Origin of the sequence: Bacillus sp. LB7 (assembly GCF_030449715.1) — a bacterium.
Lineage (GTDB): Bacteria > Bacillota > Bacilli > Bacillales > Bacillaceae > Bacillus > Bacillus paralicheniformis.
Genome location: NZ_JASGCA010000019.1, coordinates 1 through 19,401 on the forward strand (window position 1 = coordinate 1; position 19,401 = coordinate 19,401).

General features: G+C 46.0%; 25 protein-coding genes. 8 read left to right on the forward strand and 17 right to left on the reverse strand.

What is annotated here, in order from left to right:
- Positions 1 to 231 precede the first annotated feature (231 nt).
- Both serC and QMZ64_RS19010 read left to right on the forward strand, forming a co-directional pair.
- Complete coding sequence (serC, locus tag QMZ64_RS19005; RefSeq protein ID WP_301441519.1) at positions 232 to 1,305, forward strand: 3-phosphoserine/phosphohydroxythreonine transaminase; 1,074 nt, start codon at positions 232 to 234, stop codon at positions 1,303 to 1,305.
- A gap of 142 nt (positions 1,306 to 1,447) precedes the next feature.
- Positions 1,448 to 1,975: a tryptophan transporter gene (locus QMZ64_RS19010; protein WP_020450799.1), complete on the forward strand. Its 528-nt coding sequence runs from the start codon at positions 1,448 to 1,450 to the stop codon at positions 1,973 to 1,975.
- Positions 1,976 to 2,066: 91 nt separating this feature from the next.
- Here the strand turns inward: QMZ64_RS19010 and yhzF are convergent, their stop codons facing one another.
- Positions 2,067 to 2,258, reverse strand: coding sequence for a membrane protein YhzF (yhzF, locus tag QMZ64_RS19015; RefSeq protein WP_020450798.1), 192 nt, complete (start codon positions 2,256 to 2,258; stop codon positions 2,067 to 2,069).
- Positions 2,259 to 2,418: 160 nt separating this feature from the next.
- On the opposite strand from yhzF, the gene QMZ64_RS19020 reads away from it, so the two are divergent.
- Together QMZ64_RS19020 and QMZ64_RS19025 are read left to right on the forward strand one after the other, a co-directional pair.
- On the forward strand, positions 2,419 to 2,775 hold the full coding sequence (locus tag QMZ64_RS19020; protein WP_265627447.1) for a YtxH domain-containing protein: 357 nt from the start codon (positions 2,419 to 2,421) through the stop codon (positions 2,773 to 2,775).
- A gap of 193 nt (positions 2,776 to 2,968) precedes the next feature.
- Complete coding sequence (locus tag QMZ64_RS19025) at positions 2,969 to 3,589, forward strand: HTH-type transcriptional regulator Hpr (protein ID WP_020450797.1); 621 nt, start codon at positions 2,969 to 2,971, stop codon at positions 3,587 to 3,589.
- Here QMZ64_RS19025 and QMZ64_RS19030 read toward each other — a convergent pair.
- The gene (locus QMZ64_RS19030; RefSeq protein WP_265627448.1) at positions 3,586 to 3,933 is read right to left on the reverse strand and encodes a YhaI family protein; all 348 of its coding nucleotides are present in this window, start codon (positions 3,931 to 3,933) and stop codon (positions 3,586 to 3,588) included. The two genes, QMZ64_RS19025 and QMZ64_RS19030, sit on opposite strands and share 4 nt — an antisense overlap.
- A gap of 212 nt (positions 3,934 to 4,145) precedes the next feature.
- Here QMZ64_RS19030 and QMZ64_RS19035 point away from each other — a divergent pair, with 212 nt between their 5' ends.
- Both QMZ64_RS19035 and QMZ64_RS19040 read left to right on the forward strand, forming a co-directional pair.
- Positions 4,146 to 4,661, forward strand: a complete 516-nt coding sequence (locus QMZ64_RS19035) for a DUF3267 domain-containing protein (RefSeq protein WP_075754797.1) — start codon at positions 4,146 to 4,148, stop codon at positions 4,659 to 4,661.
- 78 nt (positions 4,662 to 4,739) lie between these two features.
- The gene (locus QMZ64_RS19040; RefSeq protein ID WP_003180249.1) at positions 4,740 to 4,955 is read left to right on the forward strand and encodes a hypothetical protein; all 216 of its coding nucleotides are present in this window, start codon (positions 4,740 to 4,742) and stop codon (positions 4,953 to 4,955) included.
- A gap of 54 nt (positions 4,956 to 5,009) precedes the next feature.
- Here the strand turns inward: QMZ64_RS19040 and QMZ64_RS19045 are convergent, their stop codons facing one another.
- Entirely contained in the window at positions 5,010 to 5,108 is a 99-nt protein-coding gene (locus tag QMZ64_RS19045; protein ID WP_003180247.1) for a YjcZ family sporulation protein, read from the reverse strand.
- 127 nt (positions 5,109 to 5,235) lie between these two features.
- A complete protein-coding gene (locus QMZ64_RS19050; RefSeq protein WP_003180245.1) occupies positions 5,236 to 5,322 on the reverse strand; it encodes a YjcZ family sporulation protein in 87 nt (28 codons plus the stop codon).
- 163 nt (positions 5,323 to 5,485) lie between these two features.
- Here QMZ64_RS19050 and QMZ64_RS19055 point away from each other — a divergent pair, with 163 nt between their 5' ends.
- Positions 5,486 to 6,346, forward strand: coding sequence for a peptidylprolyl isomerase (locus QMZ64_RS19055; RefSeq protein WP_265627449.1), 861 nt, complete (start codon positions 5,486 to 5,488; stop codon positions 6,344 to 6,346).
- 44 nt (positions 6,347 to 6,390) lie between these two features.
- On the opposite strand, the gene QMZ64_RS19060 is transcribed toward QMZ64_RS19055, so the two are convergent.
- The 6 genes from QMZ64_RS19060 to QMZ64_RS19085 all read right to left on the reverse strand — a co-directional run bounded on the left by QMZ64_RS19060 (position 6,391) and on the right by QMZ64_RS19085 (position 14,164).
- Positions 6,391 to 6,624, reverse strand: coding sequence for a sporulation YhaL family protein (locus tag QMZ64_RS19060; RefSeq protein WP_020450792.1), 234 nt, complete (start codon positions 6,622 to 6,624; stop codon positions 6,391 to 6,393).
- 68 nt (positions 6,625 to 6,692) lie between these two features.
- A complete protein-coding gene (gene yhaM / locus QMZ64_RS19065) occupies positions 6,693 to 7,637 on the reverse strand; it encodes a 3'-5' exoribonuclease YhaM (RefSeq protein WP_043927095.1) in 945 nt (314 codons plus the stop codon).
- Positions 7,638 to 7,686: 49 nt separating this feature from the next.
- Entirely contained in the window at positions 7,687 to 10,647 is a 2,961-nt protein-coding gene (locus QMZ64_RS19070) for an AAA family ATPase (protein WP_265627450.1), read from the reverse strand.
- A gap of 13 nt (positions 10,648 to 10,660) precedes the next feature.
- Positions 10,661 to 11,887 (reverse strand): metallophosphoesterase family protein, encoded by a 1,227-nt coding sequence (locus QMZ64_RS19075; protein WP_265627451.1) that lies wholly within the window; start codon positions 11,885 to 11,887, stop codon positions 10,661 to 10,663.
- A 119-nt stretch (positions 11,888 to 12,006) separates the two neighbouring features.
- Positions 12,007 to 13,275 carry an ABC transporter permease gene (locus QMZ64_RS19080; RefSeq protein ID WP_243939399.1) on the reverse strand — a complete coding sequence of 423 codons (1,269 nt, stop codon included), beginning with the start codon at positions 13,273 to 13,275 and terminating at the stop codon, positions 12,007 to 12,009.
- On the reverse strand, positions 13,268 to 14,164 hold the full coding sequence (locus tag QMZ64_RS19085; RefSeq protein ID WP_265627452.1) for an ABC transporter ATP-binding protein: 897 nt from the start codon (positions 14,162 to 14,164) through the stop codon (positions 13,268 to 13,270). Before QMZ64_RS19085 ends, QMZ64_RS19080 begins: the two co-directional genes overlap by 8 nt.
- 117 nt (positions 14,165 to 14,281) lie before the next feature.
- On the opposite strand from QMZ64_RS19085, the gene QMZ64_RS19090 reads away from it, so the two are divergent.
- Positions 14,282 to 14,467: a YhzD family protein gene (locus tag QMZ64_RS19090; RefSeq protein ID WP_265627453.1), complete on the forward strand. Its 186-nt coding sequence runs from the start codon at positions 14,282 to 14,284 to the stop codon at positions 14,465 to 14,467.
- Positions 14,468 to 14,539: 72 nt separating this feature from the next.
- On the opposite strand, the gene QMZ64_RS19095 is transcribed toward QMZ64_RS19090, so the two are convergent.
- From QMZ64_RS19095 to QMZ64_RS19120, 7 genes are all read right to left on the reverse strand, one after another.
- Complete coding sequence (locus tag QMZ64_RS19095; RefSeq protein ID WP_265627454.1) at positions 14,540 to 14,785, reverse strand: hypothetical protein; 246 nt, start codon at positions 14,783 to 14,785, stop codon at positions 14,540 to 14,542.
- A gap of 19 nt (positions 14,786 to 14,804) precedes the next feature.
- The gene (locus QMZ64_RS19100) at positions 14,805 to 14,960 is read right to left on the reverse strand and encodes a hypothetical protein (protein WP_265627455.1); all 156 of its coding nucleotides are present in this window, start codon (positions 14,958 to 14,960) and stop codon (positions 14,805 to 14,807) included.
- 105 nt (positions 14,961 to 15,065) lie between these two features.
- Positions 15,066 to 15,293, reverse strand: coding sequence for a hypothetical protein (locus QMZ64_RS19105; protein ID WP_265627456.1), 228 nt, complete (start codon positions 15,291 to 15,293; stop codon positions 15,066 to 15,068).
- 58 nt (positions 15,294 to 15,351) lie between these two features.
- Positions 15,352 to 15,531, reverse strand: coding sequence for a response regulator aspartate phosphatase (locus QMZ64_RS23195; RefSeq protein ID WP_326132142.1), 180 nt, complete (start codon positions 15,529 to 15,531; stop codon positions 15,352 to 15,354).
- Positions 15,532 to 15,696: 165 nt separating this feature from the next.
- A complete protein-coding gene (locus QMZ64_RS19110) occupies positions 15,697 to 16,473 on the reverse strand; it encodes an enoyl-CoA hydratase (protein ID WP_265627457.1) in 777 nt (258 codons plus the stop codon).
- Positions 16,474 to 16,608: 135 nt separating this feature from the next.
- Complete coding sequence (locus QMZ64_RS19115) at positions 16,609 to 18,126, reverse strand: coproporphyrinogen III oxidase (RefSeq protein ID WP_265627458.1); 1,518 nt, start codon at positions 18,124 to 18,126, stop codon at positions 16,609 to 16,611.
- A 130-nt stretch (positions 18,127 to 18,256) separates the two neighbouring features.
- The gene (locus QMZ64_RS19120) at positions 18,257 to 19,120 is read right to left on the reverse strand and encodes a Cof-type HAD-IIB family hydrolase (RefSeq protein WP_265627459.1); all 864 of its coding nucleotides are present in this window, start codon (positions 19,118 to 19,120) and stop codon (positions 18,257 to 18,259) included.
- Between the last annotated feature and the right edge of the window lie 281 nt (positions 19,121 to 19,401).

Genomic DNA, 19,401 nt, shown 5'->3' on the forward strand with positions numbered 1-19,401 from the left:
ACCCTTTAGGGTTTGGTCAGTAACAAAGGCTTTCAGCCGCAGAGAAAACCACCCGTTAGCACGGGTGGTTATTATTTTTTCGTTCAAAAAAACTCCACATTTTTCAGATCGCCCGGCACGGCTAAACAGACTTGCTCTATATTTCACACAATTCAAATTTTTTATGTATAACCGGAACCTTTTATGATAGGATTGTTTTATATTTTTATACATGAACAGGGAGCGATTGTGATGATACGTACAACGAACTTTAACGCAGGACCGGCAGCACTGCCTTTAGAAGTACTGCAAAAGGCGAAAGACGAATTTCTTGATTTCAACGGTGCGGGGATGTCCGTGATGGAGCTGTCCCATCGCAGCAAAGAGTATGACGCCGTTCATCAAAAAGCGAAAGCTCTGTTAAAGGAACTGATGGACATACCTGATGATTATGAAATCATGTTTTTGCAAGGCGGAGCAAGCCTTCAGTTCTCAATGATTCCGATGAACTTCCTCTCCGAAGACAAAACGGCCCACTTCATGATGACAGGCGCCTGGTCTGAAAAAGCGCTGGCCGAAGCGAAGCTCTTCGGAAACACATCGATCATCGCGTCCAGTAAAGAAGATACGTACAGCTATATTCCCGAAGTACCGGAGATTCCGGCAGACGGGGCTTACCTCCACCTGACTTCCAACAACACGATCTTCGGAACGCAGTGGCAAAAGTTCCCTGACGCTCCGATTCCGGTTGTCGCTGATATGTCCAGCGATATTTTAAGCAGAAAAATCGATGTTTCCCAATTTGACATCATCTATGCCGGCGCGCAGAAAAACCTCGGACCGTCAGGGGTGACCGTTGTCATCATGAAAAAAGACTGGCTCGGCAAAGAAAACGAGCAAGTTGCCAAAATCCTGAAATACTCAACACATGCCAAAGCGGATTCTCTCTACAATACCCCGCCGACTTTTGCGATTTATATGCTCTCTCTCGTGCTGGAGTGGCTCAAGGAAAAAGGCGGCCTCGATGCCATTGAGAAACGCAATCGCGAAAAGGCCGGTATTTTATACAACGCGATCGACGAAAGCGGCGGATTCTACCGCGGCCATGCGAGAGAAGACAGCCGCTCAAACATGAACGTCACCTTTACGCTTAAAAATGATGAGCTGACAGCATCATTCATCGCAAAGGCAAAGGAAGAAAAAATGTCAGGGCTTGGCGGACACCGTTCGGTCGGAGGCTGCCGCGCTTCGATTTACAATGCCGTATCGGTTGAAGACTGCGAAAAGCTGGCGGCCTTTATGAAGAAATTCCGCGAAGAAAACTGATGGTTATCCTGATGATGGAAAATGGCGAAAAAGGCTTCCCCATTCCTTCGAAAGTTTGATATACTACTAGAAAGCTTTCGCAATAAATGACGAGCATATTATTGGAAAGCGTAAAAAGAGCCTAGATGAGGAGAGAATAGATATGAAAACAAAAGAATTAGTCGCTATGGCCCTGTTTGTCGCCATTGGAGCGGCGCTTCACGCTGTGATTCCGCCTTTTTTCTACGGAATGAAGCCGGATATGATGCTGATCATGATGTTTATGGGAATCCTTTTGTTCCCTAGATTGCAAAATGTTCTCGTCATCGGAATCGTGACAGGCGTCATTTCCGCGTTGACGACGGCTTTTCCGGGAGGACAGCTGCCCAACATCATCGACAAACCGCTAACAGCCTTGATGTTCTTCGGCGTATTTCTGCTTGTGAAAAAGCTGAACAGCAAAACGCTTGCCGCCGCCGGATTAACTGCTGCAGGAACGGTTCTTTCCGGAACCATTTTCCTTACGGCTGCGCTGTTCATCGTCGGCCTGCCTGGAAACCAGGGGTTCATCACTCTGTTTTCTGTTGTCGTTTTACCTGCTGCCTTGATCAATACGATCGCCATGGCGGTCATCTTCCCGATCGTGCAGTCGATCATGAAGCGCTCAAGGCTGATTGAACAAGTCAAATAAAACCAGAACCTCTTCTTGAAAAGGGATATCCTTTTTTTGAAGAGTTTTTTTTCGTTTTGATGGTCAAAAAAAGGGGAATCCGCCCGATATTTTATATAAGAAGCTGAATAAAAAAAAGGAGCAGGAGCGCCAATCCTGCACTTCCCGTGCAAAAAAGCGCTTTTTGTTTAAGAATGCGTTTCGGCGGGTAAGATGCAGAATATCCGAGAAGCCTTAAATAATAAAAGGAGCCGGCGGTAAATACAGCACTTAAAATTGTCAAAACAATGATAATGACAGACAACCCTCTCCCTCCTTTTTAAAAAAGTATGCTAAAATAAAGCAAGCTATGCAGAAGTTTCTAAGAAGAAAAACGGATGGCCGGCTCGGACGCCAATATCTAATCATGAGAAGACGGGCGCCTGCCAAGCCTGATCTTTAAAAATATAACCGGGGTGATGTACATGTCAAAAGGCCGATCTTTAGCAGCGGGACTGATTGTAGGCGGTGTTATCGGCGGTGTTGCAGCATTGCTGACCGCACCGACTTCAGGAAAAAACTTGAGAGGACAGCTTAAAGCCAACTGCGGTAAATGGGAAGACACCGTCAAAAGGCTGAAAAACGACGGAATCGCATTAAAAGAGCAATTCGTCAAAACCGCCATAGAAGGCGCGGAAATCATCAAAGACGTCGGCAGCGAACTGCAAACGTCCATTCAGGAATGGCGCGCGGAAATCAAACCTCATCAGCAGGACTTAAAAAAGGAAATCGCTGAGATTGAAGAAAAGATAAAACAGCTGGAGAAAACCTTACAAAACTAATATACTCAGCGAAAAAAATGAACCTTAAAAAAGGGGTGTGAATGGAAAATTTTCACGCTCTTTTTTTGGGTAAAATCCTGATTTCACACCGTAAAGCTGGATTTTTTAAAAATTTCGTAAATTTACATCTTTATTAATCTTTATTTTATTGGCATAATAGAAATTATAAGATAAAGAGAAGCAGGTGAAGTGAATGAATCGAGCGGAAGAGCCCTATACGGTGAAAGAAGCCCTTTTATTCAGTCAAAGAATGGCACAGCTTAGCAAGGCGCTTTGGAAGTCAATAGAAAAGGATTGGCAGCAGTGGATTAAACCTTATGATCTGAACATTAACGAGCATCATATTTTGTGGATCGCCTACCAGCTGAACGGTGCATCCATTTCGGAAATCGCCAAGTTCGGCGTCATGCACGTATCCACAGCGTTTAATTTTTCAAAAAAACTTGAGGAAAGAGGTTACCTGGAGTTTTCTAAAAAATTGAATGACAAACGAAACACTTACATTCAGCTGACTCCGAAAGGTGAAGACGTTTTCCTTAAAATCCTCGAGTCTTACGATCCGACCCGGAATGCCGTCTTAAAAGGCGCTCAGCCCCTTCATCAGCTGTACGGGAAGTTTCCAGAAATCGTCGAGATGATGTCGATCATCCGCCATATTTACGGCGATGATTTCATGGAAATTTTCGAAAAATCGTTTTCAAACATCGAAAGTGAATTTACGAGCGAAGAGGGCAAAATGAAGAAAAAACAAGAAGCAAAAGAAGCCGGGGAATCGATAGAGATGGACAAACCGCTTGAGCCTCTTAAAAACTAAGCCAGATCGTATTGCCTGATTATGCTGACGAATTCGCTCATCAGCGGTTTGTACAGACCTTGTCTGTGAAGGGCGAAAATCGTTTCGTGCACTTCAAGTTTTTCATTTAACTGTCCCGCAAAAAGCGTGAGGAGATGATCGAACATCACATATCCTTGCGCTTTTTGTGCTTCAAGCTCCTTTGAGAGCTCTTCGCACAGCTTTTCCGTTTCCTTTGCTTCTTCCTCTGATAAGCCCTTTTCGATCAACATTTTATAATACGGATACTCTTCCATATCCGAATTGTTCAATAACAGTTTGATGTAATATTCCAGCCGCTCAAGGCGTTGCTCGATAGAGTTCATATTTGTCCCTTCTCTCCCTTTCTCTTATTTTAGCCGATATTCCCTTTTGATGAAAGTTCAACACGGGAGATTTCTGTTCCTTTTACACCCTTCTAAATTCTTTGGAAAATGACGAAATTTTTTTCGGAAAAGGGATTGATTTTTCTCATCCAGAGGAGTAAATTATTCTGAGGATTTCATATAAAGTTTGTTGAAACGGAAGGATGTCATTTATGAGTTGCTGGAAAACCATCAATCTCGTTAAAGATTATGGAGGCATGCGCATCGTGCTCACTGCCGTCAGTTTAATGATTTTATTTTTTATTCCCGAATATTTAGCGATGCAGCTGATTCATCCGCAAACTGTTCAGAGAGGCGATCATGCCCTTTTGTTTGCAGGACTTTTGGTTGCGGCTATAATTGCCCATAAAATTCTTCATATCTTGCCGGTGATCAGCAAGAAAAAATTAGAAAAAAAGATTTATTGGTTGAAAATGAGAACATGGAGAGAAGTTCCAAAAAACACGATGCTTGTCTCTCTTCTCTGCCCTTTTTTCGTCATCACGCCTGCTTTATTTTACGCGGGGGCTGTGATGCCGAGCTTTGCTCATTATTTCTGCATCATTTCAAGCATTCATTTCGGCTATTGTCTGCCTGATTTTCTGTTCGCCTGGAAACTGATCAAAGCGCCTAAAAACTGTTATGTCGATCAGGAAGCCGACGATTTTGATATTTTAATACAAAAATAATCCAGCCGCTCGGCACTTGGAAAATCCTTTTTTTCAGTCTATTTTCTATCTTTTTTAATAAATATTTGGTAATGTAGTATGGAGCAGAAACAGAGAGGGGGATCTCCTATCATCCTTTTTTATTTCATCTTGTTTGCGGTTTTTACTGTCTTCAACATAAACAAGCTTACAAACTCTTTATGCCTTGTCAGAGAGATTCCTGAAGAACGGCAGGATAAGGTGTTTAGAATGATTAATGTGCTGATCTTAATTTTATTGATCTCATCATTCATTGAGATTTCCTTTACGGTGTAAAGAAAAAAAGGATAGCTGCCGATCGTATTGATCCGGCAGCTATCCTTTTGTTGATTAGCATATCCAAGAAGCACCAATAATAATTAATAAGATGAACAGTACCACAAGCAGCGCAAAGCCGCCAGCGAAACCTCCTGCATAACCGTCGCCCATATTGACACCTCCTCTGCCCCAGTCGTTACATTAGTGTATGCACGAATGTCATGAAACGCTTAGGCTATCGTCCAAAAGAAAAGAACCGCCTGAAAAAATAACGGTTCTTTTCTCATTTTCTAAGGTTTTAGTACAGATAAGCTGCACCAACGATGATTAATAAAATGAACAACACGACCAATAAAGCAAAACCGCTTGAGTATCCTCCGCTCATGTTATTGACCTCCTTTTCTTGATCAATATATTTGTATGAGCGGAAAGAAAATTTGACTAGACGGATGCCCCTCTGTTGAAAATCTTTTTACAGCATGTCAGAATATGATATGATACAATTCAAAGGAAAGTTTAAACTGTTATGATTAGGAGTGTTTGCATTTATGAAGAAGATTGCAATTGCGGCGATTACAGCGACAAGTGTGCTGGCTCTCAGCGCATGCAGCGGGGGAGACTCTGAGGTTGTTGCAGAAACAAAAGCTGGGAATATTACAAAAGAAGACCTTTATCAAACATTAAAAGACAATGCCGGAGCTGACGCACTGAACATGCTTGTTCAGCAAAAAGTACTCGACGATAAATACGATGTCTCCGACAAAGAAGTCGACAAAAAGCTGAACGAGTACAAAAAATCGATGGGAGACCAGCTCAACCAGCTCATTGACCAGAAAGGCGAAGACTTCGTCAAAGAACAGATCAAATACGAACTTCTCATGCAAAAAGCCGCAAAGGATAACATAAAAGTAACCGATGATGACGTAAAAGAATATTATGACGGCCTGAAAGGCAAAATCCACTTAAGCCACATTCTTGTGAAGGAAAAGAAAACGGCTGAAGAAGTTGAGAAAAAGCTGAAAAAAGGCGAAAAATTCGAAGACCTTGCAAAAGAGTATTCAACTGACGGAACAGCCGAAAAAGGCGGCGACCTCGGATGGGTCGGCAAGGACGATAACATGGACAAGGATTTCGTCAAAGCGGCATTTGCTTTGAAAACCGGCGAAATCAGCGGCCCTGTGAAATCGCAATTCGGCTATCACATCATTAAGAAAGACGAAGAGCGCGGCAAATATGAAGACATGAAAAAAGAGCTCAAAAAAGAGGTCCAAGAACAAAAGCAAAACGATCAAACTGAACTGCAATCTGTCATTGACAAACTTGTCAAAGATGCTGATTTAAAAGTAAAAGACAAAGAGTTGAAAAAACAAGTCGACCAGCGCCAAGCTCAGACAAGCAGCAGCAGCTGACGCCAAAAAAGCTGTCCTCCCCTCGCGGGGCCGGACAGCTTTTTTTATGCGATGGAATGACTGTCAGCCGATTTTTCATGCTGTTCTTGATCTTCATCCAATGAACGCTTCATGCGCTGTGCTTTTTCTTTTTCCATCCGTTCGATATAAATGCGGCCTTCTTTTTCGATAAAAGCCTGATCGATCTTTTCCTCTTCCTTTGCCGTCGTCATCAGCTTATAGGCGCTGAAAATAATGCCGACGATGCAAAGGTACACCCACCACGGAAACAGCAGCACGGCTTTTCCCCCTTTTTTGAATAAACTGTATATCAGACATTATGCAAAAGGGAGACAAGTTATGACGCTTATTTGTGAAAAACGGGTTTATAAAAGGAACGATTATCCAATGCAAAGACGCGTTCGGTATATTCTCCAGGCTTGACCCGTTCGAGCGCTCTGTCCATCATATTGATCTTCGCGTCAAGGTTGTCGATATAGTGAAGAATTTCCGCTTCCTTGACCATCGGCGGCTTCGGACTGCCCCATTCGGGTTTGCCGTGATGGCTTAAAATCAAATGCTGGAGAATCAGCACTTCTTCTGAATCAATTTGAAGCTCTTCGGCTGCTTTTGCAATTTCTGTCACCATAATCGAAATGTGCCCCAGCAGATTCCCTTCGACAGTATAGGTCGTGGACACCGGTCCGGATAGTTCTTTTACTTTTCCAAGGTCATGCAGAATAACGCCTGCGTACAATAGGTCGCGATCGAGCGACGGATACAGGTCTGCAACCGATTTGGCCAGGTTCAGCATGGAGACAACATGGTATGCGAGACCTGATACGAACTCGTGGTGATTTTTCGTCGCAGCCGGATAATCAATGAATTCCTTGCCGTATTTTTTGACGAGGTGCCTCGTGATTCGCTGAATACTCGGGTTTTTCATTTCAAAAATATATTGAGTGACCGCATCCATCATTTCGTTTTTGGGAATCGGTGCAGTCTCAAGAAAGTCATCGATTTTGACATTTTCATTCTCGCCCGCAGGTCTGATGTTTCTCAGCTTCAGCTGGTTCCGCCCGCGGTAATGATGAATGTCGCCGACCACTTTTACGATCGTCTGCGGGCCATAGGTCACTTCGTCCTGCTGTTTGGCGTCCCAAAGCTTCGCTTCTATATCTCCAGACTGATCCTGGAGCATCAGCGTTAAAAACGGTTTCCCGTTGCTCGCGATTCCTTTCGTTGACGATTTAATGAGCAAATACAAATCCACCTGCTCGCCAACTTCGTGCAGCATGATACCTTTTGCCATGATAAAGCTCCCTCCGTTTTCCTACATAAAATCATTATAGCACACACTTTTATTTGTTAGTTATACCCTTCACTTCCACCTTTTTCATGACGGAAGGCAGCAGAATCACATCTTCGTCGTGAAAAGCTTCTCTTACATGTTCATGACACGTAAAATACAAGATTTGCTGATCTTCGCCTGAAAGCTTTTTTAAGATGTTCAGCACTTGTTTAAACCTCTCCCGGTCAAAGTGGACAAAGCTGTCATCCAACTGGAACGGCAATTTGACTTCCTTTTGATGGGAGAGGGCCAGAGCGAATCGGATCGCTAAATAGAGCTGTTCACAAGTTGCCTGGGACAGTTCGTGGGCGTAAAAAACAGCCCCGTCTTTCCGCATGACCATCATGGAATCATCTGTTTCAGAAAAATAAATTTTTTCGTATTGCCCGGCAGTCAATGGGTTCAGTAATGATTCAGCCGTCTGTAACAGCTTCGGAAGCCGAACCTTCTTATGTTCATCGATCTTGTTTTTGACCGCCTGCCTGATCAGCTTGACGGCGGCCCACTTTTTGGCCAGTTCGGCGACCCGCTCTTTTTGCATTCCGGTCTGATAGGCGAGCTCGGATACCGCTCCCGATTCCTCAAGTCTGACCAGTTCCGCATGGACATTCGCCGCCTTTTGTCTTTCTTCTGCAAGCTTATTTTCTATACGGGCCCTTTTTTCCTGCGTCTCGGCCAGCTTTCCTTTCAGTTCTGCAAGAGAGTGTTCTGATGCGAGCATGACGGCCTTCTCGTCCTGCCTGCCGAGCTCTCTTTTAAGCTGCCCGAGCCTTGCTGTTAATTCTTTTTTGGCTTGGTCGCGCTTCGCCAGACCGATGAACATCTCACGGCCGTCCGCCCCTGCTTTTTGAAAGAGTTCGCCAATTTGGGATTGGAAGTATTCCGTCTCTTTTGTCAGCTCTTTGATTTGTTCGGCGGTATGCTTTAAAGACACGTCCGCTTCCTGTTTTTGCCGAAGTTTTTCTTTTTGGGAATCAAGCGCGCTTTTCAGCTGAAACACCTGCTCTTGGACGCTTTCGCCAGCGCGGCCGAGAGATGAGACAAGCTTTCTCAATTCCGCTTCAAAAGATGCTTTTTTAGACTGAAGGCGGCTCAGCTCTTTCTCGATATCCCGCTTTTTCAACATTTCCTCTCGGAGTTCCTTGATCAAAGCGTACGCATCGGCTAAAAATGACGGGTCGATTGACAGGTTCAACTCTTTCAAATAGCGTTCGGTCTTCTCCTGATACGGACGGATATCCTTTTCCCACGCTTCGAACTTCTGAATCGCTCTTTCATATTCCGCTTCTCTCTGTTTAAGCTCAGCTTGTTTTGCGATGAGGAGCTGCCGGGTTTGGTCGTCCTTCCACAGCTCTTCCCTCAAAGCGTTGTCACTCACTCCGCTTTTTGAACCGCTGCGTTCAATGTCGTCCAGCTGTTTTTGAATAAAAGCCGCTGCGGCGGAAGGCTCGGGCTTTTTTAGAACAACAGCGGCAACTATGAGCAAGATCGGCACGAGTAAAGCGCCCGGGAACCACTCCTTGAAAAAGAGCGCCGCACAAGCTGCTGCAAAAGCAGCACAAAGCGCTGCCGCAAAAGCGGTCTTTCTTCTTTTCATCCGAACCTTTTGTTCTTGCTTCAGATAGGACAGCTGAAGGAGCAGCTCTTCCCGCCTTCCGGCATGGCCGCCGGCGGACGCAAGGCGGCTGAGGGTTTCTTCCTTTTGCTTGCGGATATCTTCCGGCATCACTTCATTGCTGAGAGCGGCGTGGGCCTGTTCAGCTTCCTCCAGATCAGCCCTCGCCTGCTCAAACCGCTCGTCAAGCGACCGCTTCAGTTCACGCAGCTCGATGTATGCCTGAGCGGTTTCTTGCAGCTTCCACTCGTATTCATATGCGGTGTCCGCGTTGAGGATATCGCATTCCTCGATTTGCAGGCGCTCAAGTCCCGCTTGAACGCGTCCGTTTATCTGGTGAAGCTGATCAGTCAAAGACGCGATTTTTTCGGAATACGACTGGTAAAACGGATATGCTTTTAAAAGCTCTTCCGCTTCGTGCTCGAGAAAGTCTTCAGCCGGTGCAAGAGCGGCGGCGCGCTGTTCCAAACGGCGCTTTTTTTCTTCCAGCGCCTTCAGCTGAGCCGCTTTTGGATGCAGGTGGGATTCGAGCTTTTCGAGCTCAAAAAGTCCGCCTTCGGGGAAACGGCTTTCTCCTGAGCCGCCGAAAGAAGCGAGCTGCTCTTCCAGCTGGCGTTTTTCGGCGGCCGCCGGCAGAATCTCAATGGCCTGCTCGATTTGTGAGACGAGGTGCTCAAGATCTTTCAGCAGTTGCTCGCTTTCCTTTATTGACGCCTCAGCGCCTTTTTTTTCGTTTAACAGCCGGTGGTAGTCGCCTTCCCGCGCTTTCGCCTTTTTCAAATCTTCGGAAAGCCTTTTTAACCGGTCGAGCTCCTGATTCAGCTCAGGCTTCCGTCCGTTCGGTTTAAACAGCTCTTCCTGCTTTTTCACGAGGCTGGCATCCATCTTGGAAATCGCATCAGAGCCGAACAGACTCGAAAACAGCAGAAAACGGCCGATTTTGTCGCGGTTGAATTTATGAATTTCCTGAAGGCCGAACACGTCAAATGAGTAGATCGCTTTATACAGCTGTCTGTCGACGCCTGACAGCAGCTCATTTAAAAAACCTTCCGGCTTCGTGCTGCCGTCTTCCAGATAAACGGTGACCCGCTCAGGCTTTCCGGCCGTCCGTTCGATTCGGATCCGCCCCAAATCAGGGTGCCCGACCTCAAGCATCCCCCCGTAAATGACGCCCGTTTTCGGCTCGTACCGTTTCGTCTTCGGAAAACCGAACAGCACGCTTTCAATAAACGACATGAGCGTCGTTTTCCCTGCTTCATTGAGCCCGTAGACCAAATGCAGATTTGAAGGAGACAGGCGAAATGTCTGATTGGCAAATTTACCGTATCCGTATATATGTATCGCATGTATATTCACCCTGCATCCTCCTTTATCTTTTCAATGTCTTCAGTTCATGAAGCAGCAGTTTTTCCGCCTGCGCGCGAATGTCCCGAAAGTCTTCTTCATTAAACCGGTCTCCGTGCCTTCTAAAAACCGGATGCCGCTCCAAATCGTCAAAAATCAGGCTGAAATCCTGAAATTCCTGCATTTCTTGTAAAAGCTCCTGGAAAAAAGCGTCCCGTTCGATTCCAGACAAGGCGGCATCTGTTTGATCCTCGATCGCGGTAAGCCAGATGAACGCGTCTTCTTCCCGCTCTTCTTCATGGAAGATGTCAAGGATCTCGTCCGCAATGCCGGCCTGTCCTTCCGCCAAATAAGAGGGTGTTTCTCCTTTCAATACCATCTTGACGCATGCGGGCTTGCCTCTGTTTCTGAAAGATTGCAGGGCATCCCGCATCAGGCTGATCAGCTCTGTCATCTGCTTTGTCCCGGAGATATCGATGCTGGCCGTTTCCCACAGAACATCCGATAAGGCTTTAAATTCGAAAGACAGTTCTCCGCCGCAAACATTGACGAGATAGCAGCCTTTCTCCCCCGTTTCCTTCATGTGCCGTGATTGCGTGTTTCCCGGATAAATCACCGCCGGGTCGGAGGCTGAAATGACCTGTCTTTTATGTATATGGCCAAGCGCCCAGTAATCCATCCGGCCGTTTTTTAAATCTTGAAGGGAAAAAGGACAGTACGGATCATGGCCGCTCTCCCCGGAAAGCGTCCCGTGAATCATGCCGATATGCAAGGGCGCGTCGGTCGTTTTTTTGATTTCGGCAGCCTTATTGGCAAAAACAGAGCGCTCGGGATAGCTGTACCCGTAGATGCTTGCGGCGAGCCGGCCGTCTTTGTAAAACGATTTTTCTTCAATGTCTTCCGACGAGAAAATGTGGACGTTGTCCGGCCATTCAATCGGCGTCCAATCGCCGCCCAGATGATCGTGATTGCCAAAAATCACATAGACTTGGATGTTGTTCTCTTTCAGCTTTAAAAATTGCTTTCTCAAAAACATCTGTGCTTTTAAACTGCGGTTTGCTTCGTCGAAAAGATCGCCGGCAAGCAAAATGAAGTCGGCCTGTTCATCAATCGCAAGCTTAAACACATTTTCAGCGCTTTTAAATGTGCTGTTTTTGATCCGCCGGTAAACCTCTTCGGGTAGCCGGCTGATGCCGTGAAACGGACTGTCCAGGTGCAGATCGGCCGCATGAATGAAAGTGATGTTTGTCAATCTTCTGCTCCTTTTCATAGAATATTCTGCTCCCATTCTATCACGGGTTGAAAGCGAATGCACGTTCTACTCTTTGCGCGAAAAAAGCAGCTTTTCTTTCAAGCTGCTTTTCTCTTTCATTATCGATCTTTTGACAGACGAAGCGCCTGTTTAATATTTTTCAATCCGCCGCCGCTCGTGTACATGAGCACGCCGCCTTTATACACCCTCGCCCCGATGACGGCGAGAATCACAATAGTGAGTGCGGTAATGCCGATGCCGAGCGCCGCTTCCCAAAACGGAATATCAAGCACGCCGACTCTGAGGAACATGATCATCGGCGCAAAGAACGGAATGAATGAAGTGACGGTAATAAACGTCGAATCCGGAGCATTCAGTCCGAACATGGCAATCATGAATCCAGCGACGACCAACAGAATCATCGGCGAAATCATTTGCTGAACATCTTCAATCCGGCTGACGACGCTTCCGAGAAATGCCGCAAGAGTTGCGTAGAGGAAGTAGCCGAGCATCAAGAAAATGACCGCGTACACAAGCGTTGCAGTAGGTACGCCGGAAACGTCAAAAAATCCTTTAATCAGCTGAGCCGCATCCCCTCCGCTTTCCTGGCTGGACTGAAGCGACAGGTAGCCGGCAAGAAGGAGTGCGGCAAGCTGTGTCAGGCCCAACAGGGCGACGCCGAACAGTTTGGCGAACATTTGCTGGACAGGCGGCACGCTGGAAATTAAAATTTCCATTACGCGGGAAGACTTTTCCGTCGCAACTTCTGTCGCGATCATTGACGCGTACATCAAAACGGAAAAATAGATGACAAACAGCACAACATAGACAAGCCCTGTCGCCTTTTGAAGCTCTTCCTCGGTTTTCGCGCCTTCTTTCAAGGCGACACTGTTGACTTTTACCGGTGTAAACAGTTCACTCAGCTTTTCCTGAGGTACGTTCAATTCAGCCGTTCCAACGGCGATCTTTGCTTGTGAGAGCGCCTGTTCAATCGTGGATACAGCTGTGGAATCAGCGATATCGAGCGCTTTATATGTTCCCTTCAGCACGCCTTTTTTATCTCTGTCCAGGATTAAAATGCCTTCGAGCTTTTCGTCTCTGACGTCTTTTTCAAGCTCTTTTTCCGGCTTATCCGCTTTCTCGACTTCCAGCGCTTCATCAGTGTCGAGTGCTTTCACTTGCTGGGCAAACGTGTCGTACAGCTGATTTGAGCGGTCAATGACGGCGATTTTATCACCCTCTCCGCCGTCATCAAACATGGAAATAATCGATCCCAGATTTGTGACGAGCACGACAAGCGCAAGCGTGATCGCCGTTGAAATGATGAACGACTTCGTTTTCAGCTTGCTGAGATATGTATGGAAAAGAACAATCCAAAACTTATTCATAACGGGCACCTACCTTTTCGACGAAAATATCATGCAAAGAAGGCTCTTCAAGTTCAAACTTTCTGATAAACCCGCGTCCTTGAAGCATTGTAAACAGCTCTTGAGAGACTTCTTCATTCTCGACCTGCAGGCGGACTCCTTCGGAATGATCCCGCCATTTGACGATGCCGTCCGCCTCTTTCAAGAAACTCAAGTCGCCGTCTGCGTGAATCGTGACATTCTTTCTGCCAAAAGAACGTTTGATTTCTTTTAATTTCCCTTGAACGACAGGCGTCCCGCGCTGCAAGATGCAGACGTGTTCGCACAGCTCTTCGACATGCTCCATCCTGTGACTTGAAAATACAATCGAGGTGCCGCCGTCTTTCAAAGAAATGACCGCATCTTTTAAAAGCTCGACATTCACCGGATCGAGCCCGCTGAACGGCTCGTCAAGAATCAAAAGCTCCGGCTTGTGCAGCACGGCGGTGATGAATTGAATTTTTTGCTGGTTCCCTTTGGATAGCTCCTCAACCTTTTTGTCGGCGTATTCCGTAATGTGGAACCGTTCGAGCCACTTCTCCATTTCCTTGAGCGCATTTTGCTTTGTCATGCCTTTCAGGCGGCCGAGATATATGAGCTGATCTTTCACCTTCAGCTTCGGATACAGTCCGCGCTCTTCGGGCAAATAGCCGATGCTGTTTGTGACACCGTAGTTAATCGGCTGTCCTTTCCATGTGACAGTACCCTCTGTCGCATTCAAAAGGCCTAATATCATTCGGAATGTCGTCGTTTTCCCTGCTCCGTTGGCGCCGAGCAGACCGAACATTTGCTTGTCTGGTATCTCCAGCGTCAGATCGTTTACAGCTGTAAATGAACCGAATCTTTTCGTGACGTGATCGATTTTGAGCATAATAACTCCTCCTTCCAATTTACAATCATACGTTAGTCATACCATTTTAAAAAGGATTTTTTTGATTTTTATATAATTTTAAACAAATAGATCATATTTTGAGAAAGGGGAAGAGAAATGGAAAATTATTATGTAACCGTTTTCGACACTAGTGGAGAAACGCTTTTGAATGAGCGATTTGAAGCGGCCGATCATGAAGAAGCGAAAGAGAAAGGAAGAGGAATCCTGAAGGAAAAGCAATTTTTGGAGCATACACACCGGGTAGTCCATTCGTCCGGTAAAATCATTGTTTTCCGCAGCTGAATAAAATACGGGGTAAGGCGGCGCTGTTGGGGGAGGTCTCCCGCTGCCGCCTGCCCTTTAATCCGCCAAACACTAGTGGATCATCATAACAATGAGCAGTCCCACGTTGATGAAACAGAGTAAAAACGATAAGCAAGCGACGCCTTTATTTTTTCGCAGAAAATAAAGGCCATTGACCGCCAGCACACAGATGATGACGGCATCAAACAGTCGAAACAGCAGATCCTGCAAGCTGTAGGCCGGAGCGAAAAAAACAATCACAGAGACGATCAAGATGAAAAGGCAAGAAACTGTAATATACATCGTCCATTCTTTCACTGCGTCAGCCCGCTTATTCTCAGATGAAATCATGTCCTTGAACTCGAGCCTCCTTGTCAGTCGTAATCATTTTGTCCGCATACAAGGAAGGGGCTTTCCCCGCATCTGCCAAAAAGCTTGAAGACGTTAACACAACAGCCAGCGACACCATGGCGAACAACAGTTTAGCTTTCATACAACGCATCTCCCCTTTTGGTTTTTCGTCTTGCCTGAGCGCACTTCTCATAGTAAAAAATGGCATCTTCAAGCCGCTCCACTTGATTATAATACTGGGCTGCGTCTAAAGCCAGCTCTTCAACAGCGGCATATAATCCCGGTTAAAAATGTCGGAAGCGAGCATCGCATAGTTGATCGATAAATATCTCTGGCTGATATAATAGTAGATTTCCGCCAGCTTATCATAAAATTCCGCTTTTTCAACATCGTCTTCCAAGGCGCTGACTTTTTGTTCAGCCGTTTTATAGCAGCCGATTGCTTTGACAAACCGCTTTTGTTTGAACTTATACATCCCTTTAAAAAACCAGTAATAAAAGTTTGGGTAAACCTCATTTGGTCCTTTTTTTCTTCTAAGTCGCGGAGGTATTTTTTTCAATATCTTCGGTCTTTTGCGGTATCAAATAGCTGAGCATCAGCTTATGCCTGAATTCAAGCAGCGAATAGCAGAGCAGGACGTCCTGATTTTCCTTCCGCTTTCTATGATTCACTGGCGGCGATCTGATGTTTCCGAATGGCGTTGTACCAATCATTCAGCTTACTAGCAACTTATTCAGATGGAATCTTCTGTTTCAATTTCCCCGCCTTCCAAGACTTCGTACAGACCTGTGTCTTATGAATCATTTTATAGAAACTTATTTTTTTCAATTGCTTCTGCATATCATTTCCCAAGGTCAATTCCCTGCCGACTGCGCTTGTTATACTTGCTGACGGTTAAATTGCGGCTGGCGCTTTTCTAAAAATGCGCGGATCCCTTCCTGATGGTCGCTTGTCAGCCTCATTTTCATCTGGGCCGTTTTCTCGAGTTCAAGCGTTTTCTGCAGCCTGCCGCCATTCAGCGCCTGATAGATCTTTTTTGTCTCAATCATCGCTGCCAGCGGAGCGTGCAGAAGCTTTTCAAAATAGATGCGCGCAAAACGGCCGGAGTCCCCGCTGAATACGGCGTCTGCGATCCGAAGCTCGTGCGCTTCGGCCCCCGTCAATTTTTTCCCGCTCCAAATCAATTCTTTGGCCGCAGTTTCACCGATTCTCCGCTCTAAAAAGAAGTGTCCGCCTCCGTCGGGAACAAGCCCGATGCCGATAAAATTCATCGCCAGCTTCGCTTCTTTTTCGACCAGTACATGGTCGCAGCTGAGCGCGAGGCTCAATCCCAGACCCGCGGCCGCCCCGTGGACAGCCGCTGTCGTCATCTTCGGCATGCTGTAAAGCTTCACCGCAATTTCAGAAATTGTGTCAATGACGCGGGCCGAGCTGTCTTGATCTCCGGAAGACAGCATCATCTTAATGTCTCCGCCTGCCGAAAATCCTTTGCCGCTGCCTCTCACAAGAAGAAGCAGCGATTCGCTTTCCTCTGCAACACGCAAAGCTTCATTCAGTTCTTCAAGCATTTTTTCATTCAAGGCATTGTACGCCTCAGAGCGATTCAGCACAATTTCAAAAATCCCGTCTTCATCTTTCCATTTGATATACTCCATCTTGCACCTCCGTGAATACGTTTACAATTGATACTGTTTAAACTATTCCACCTTCGCCCTTCAAAACCTTTTTTTGTTGCCGATTCCGGCTTGATTCCGCAATAAAAAAACTGCCGGCGATACCGGCAGCAGCTTCTATTCTTGTTGAGAACCGCTTTTTGCCTCCTTCTGAAAAAGCTCAGACAAGTAGCGGATTTTTTCGTTTGTATAGTGTTCAAATCTGTCATTGTACGTTTTCGGGTCTTTCGGGTTGGAGAAATGCGTGATTTTTCCCGTTCCCGGATCGACGAATTTGCTCGCAGCTCCGCAGCCGATCCCGATAATCGTCTGTTTTTCCTCCATAATCATGATGTTATAGATGCTTTCCTGGCCGGGAAGGGAATAGCCGATATTCTCCAGGTTGCCGAGAATGTTTTTCTGCCTGTACAAATAGTAGGGATGGTAGCCGTGCTGTTTCGTCCACGAGACAGCGTCATCCATCATCGCGACAATTTCCTCGCGGTCAGCCACCTTATACTTATGTTTGTTTTTCGTCATTTCAGACGCGCGCTTAAATGACAGCGTGTGGACGGTCAATGATTCAGGCATTAATTTTTCGGTTTCGGAAAGAGAGTGTCTGAATTCTTTTACCCCTTCTCCCGGAAGGCCGATGATCAAATCCATATTGATGTTTGACATGCCGGCATTTCGCGACAGATGATACTTTTCGATCGTTTCTTCGACGGTATGGTGGCGTCCGATCGCTTTCAGCGTTTCATTCTCGTAAGACTGCGGATTAATGCTGATTCGGTCGATGTTCCATTTTTTTAAGACCGCGAGCTTTTCCTCTGTGATCGTATCGGGCCGTCCAGCCTCAACTGTGACCTCGCGGATTTTTTTCACATCGGGAAATGAACGGTACATTTCTTCATACAATAGATCCATTTCTTCAGCGGTAATGCTTGTCGGCGTTCCGCCGCCGAAATACACGGTCGTTATTCTGACATCGTTTTCCTTGAGCCATTCGCCGATTTTTTGCATTTCATAATGAAGCCCCCACAAAAATGAGCCGACCCGTCCGGCTTGTCCTCTGATCGCATACGCCGGAAACGTACAGTAAGCGCACTTCGTCGGGCAGAACGGGATGCCGATGTAAATGCTGACCTCTTGACTCAGCTCATACAAATCGGGTACCGCTTTCAGCTGACGGTCAATGATGTTTTGCATCAGTTCGATTTTTTCGTCGTGAATTAAATAATCCCGTTTCAGCTCGGCATGTGCCTCTTCCTTTGGCATGCCGCTCTCCAATTTTTTATGAAGCAGCTTTGTCGGGCGAACACCGGTGAGAATCCCCCACTTCTGAATGATTCCGGTATGCTCCTGAAGCATGCTCAAAAAAACGTAGGAAACGGTATTCTTCACCTGCTTAAACGCTTCCTTTTCCGTCAGTTTGGGGTCAATGTTTTTCGCATATTCCGCTCTAATGTCCGTATCTTTTATCATACCCGAAGCCTTGACGCCGTTCTCTTCCCGGTCGTAGCCGAGAACGATCGCAAGGTCTGCCGGCGCTTCTTCGCCAAAAGCGACTTCGCTTTCTTCAAAGAATAAGTTGGCTATATGCTCCAGCGGTCTCTGGAACCTTTCATCTTGGAGCCCTTCTATATAAATGCGCAATGTCATCACCTTTTTCGTTTCAAAACTTTCTTTAGTGTACAAAAATAAATGGGCAAAATCAATATTCCTACAGGACAGCGATGAATGAATAATCCCCGCATTCAAGTTGAAAGCGGGGATTCTATAAGAATCAGACTTTTTTAATATGGAATTTTTTAAGAAACCCTTTGCTTTGCTGCATTCTGAAGTATTCTTTAATCATATAAGCGACGCCCTGTTCATCATTGGAGCGCGTCACCCAATCCGCTTTTTGTTTGACCTCCTGAGGAGCATTGCCCATTGCGACTCCGAGTCCGGCAAGTTCGATCATCGGAAGGTCGTCGATTTCATGGCCGATCGCAACGACATCTTCCATTTTTAGACCGAGGTCGGCGGCGAGCATCGTCAAACCCGCTTCTTTCGAAATCCCATTATGGACAATCAGCATTTTTTCCCCCGCTTCAATGATGTCGACGAGAGGAAACGCATTTGTGATCGTCTGCCTGATTTCGTCGGACTGTCCTGTTGAGCAATAAACCTCGATCACCGGTGCGCTGACCGGTTCATCCATCAGCATGTCGCTCAGCGAATCGACAAACTGGACGGGATAAAAAATCGGGTCAGACGGGTGAATCATCGTTTTCCCCAACAGGTTTGAATTCGTTTTTTTCCGGTTTCCAATCGAATATTTTTCATGGAGGATTCTAATATTGCAATCATAGCTTTCCAGTATTTGAACAAGGTTAAATGTCTGTTCTTCGGAAATCCTTTTTTCTAATAAAGGATCGTCGATTTTGTCCGCTATAATCGCTCCGCTGTGCGTAATCAGCTTCGTATCCAGCTTTAAAGATTTGGCGATTTTTTGAGCGGAGCGGAAATGTCTGTTCGTCACAAGCGTCACATATACACCTTTCTTCTTTGCATATTCGATCGCTTCCTTCGTTGCGGGATGAAGCCGTCCGTTTGTCCGAAGCAGCGTTCCGTCTATATTCAGCGCAAGCATTTGTTTTGACACCAGGAGGTCCCCCTTCTTTGATGACTGAATCTGTTATAGAGGATATGTCCCGGTCCCTTTTTTTAGAACAGCCCTCTTGATGCACATACTAAAAAAAGCCTGTGTTCACAGACTTTTTACTTCGCATCTTGTGGATACGATCATGATTCTCCCTCATATTCAAAACAGTGAATTCAACGCCCCTTTCGTTCAATTCACCGTATATTGACAACCCCTTTATTTGACCAGCAGACGTGCTTTCAGTCTGTCAATTTCCTCTATACCCCTTATCATTTTGCCGC

Excerpts from the sequence above, each read along its gene's own strand:
- serC (WP_301441519.1), top strand. The coding sequence starts at position 232 with ATGATACGTACAACGAACTTTAACGCAGGACCGGCAGCACTGCCTTTA.
- QMZ64_RS23195 (WP_326132142.1), bottom strand. The coding sequence starts at position 15,531 with ATGATTGGTACAACGCCATTCGGAAACATCAGATCGCCGCCAGTGAAT.
- QMZ64_RS19025 (WP_020450797.1), top strand. The coding sequence starts at position 2,969 with ATGAATCGAGCGGAAGAGCCCTATACGGTGAAAGAAGCCCTTTTATTC.
- QMZ64_RS19080 (WP_243939399.1), bottom strand. The coding sequence starts at position 13,275 with ATGAATAAGTTTTGGATTGTTCTTTTCCATACATATCTCAGCAAGCTG.
- QMZ64_RS19055 (WP_265627449.1), top strand. The coding sequence starts at position 5,486 with ATGAAGAAGATTGCAATTGCGGCGATTACAGCGACAAGTGTGCTGGCT.
- QMZ64_RS19020 (WP_265627447.1), top strand. The coding sequence starts at position 2,419 with ATGTCAAAAGGCCGATCTTTAGCAGCGGGACTGATTGTAGGCGGTGTT.
- yhaM (WP_043927095.1), bottom strand. The coding sequence starts at position 7,637 with ATGGCAAAAGGTATCATGCTGCACGAAGTTGGCGAGCAGGTGGATTTG.
- QMZ64_RS19045 (WP_003180247.1), bottom strand. The coding sequence starts at position 5,108 with ATGGGCGACGGTTATGCAGGAGGTTTCGCTGGCGGCTTTGCGCTGCTT.
- QMZ64_RS19010 (WP_020450799.1), top strand. The coding sequence starts at position 1,448 with ATGAAAACAAAAGAATTAGTCGCTATGGCCCTGTTTGTCGCCATTGGA.
- QMZ64_RS19100 (WP_265627455.1), bottom strand. The coding sequence starts at position 14,960 with ATGAAAGCTAAACTGTTGTTCGCCATGGTGTCGCTGGCTGTTGTGTTA.
- QMZ64_RS19085 (WP_265627452.1), bottom strand. The coding sequence starts at position 14,164 with ATGCTCAAAATCGATCACGTCACGAAAAGATTCGGTTCATTTACAGCT.
- QMZ64_RS19030 (WP_265627448.1), bottom strand. The coding sequence starts at position 3,933 with ATGAACTCTATCGAGCAACGCCTTGAGCGGCTGGAATATTACATCAAA.
- QMZ64_RS19040 (WP_003180249.1), top strand. The coding sequence starts at position 4,740 with ATGGAGCAGAAACAGAGAGGGGGATCTCCTATCATCCTTTTTTATTTC.
- QMZ64_RS19110 (WP_265627457.1), bottom strand. The coding sequence starts at position 16,473 with ATGGAGTATATCAAATGGAAAGATGAAGACGGGATTTTTGAAATTGTG.
- QMZ64_RS19035 (WP_075754797.1), top strand. The coding sequence starts at position 4,146 with ATGAGTTGCTGGAAAACCATCAATCTCGTTAAAGATTATGGAGGCATG.
- QMZ64_RS19090 (WP_265627453.1), top strand. The coding sequence starts at position 14,282 with ATGGAAAATTATTATGTAACCGTTTTCGACACTAGTGGAGAAACGCTT.
- QMZ64_RS19050 (WP_003180245.1), bottom strand. The coding sequence starts at position 5,322 with ATGAGCGGAGGATACTCAAGCGGTTTTGCTTTATTGGTCGTGTTGTTC.
- QMZ64_RS19105 (WP_265627456.1), bottom strand. The coding sequence starts at position 15,293 with ATGTATAAGTTCAAACAAAAGCGGTTTGTCAAAGCAATCGGCTGCTAT.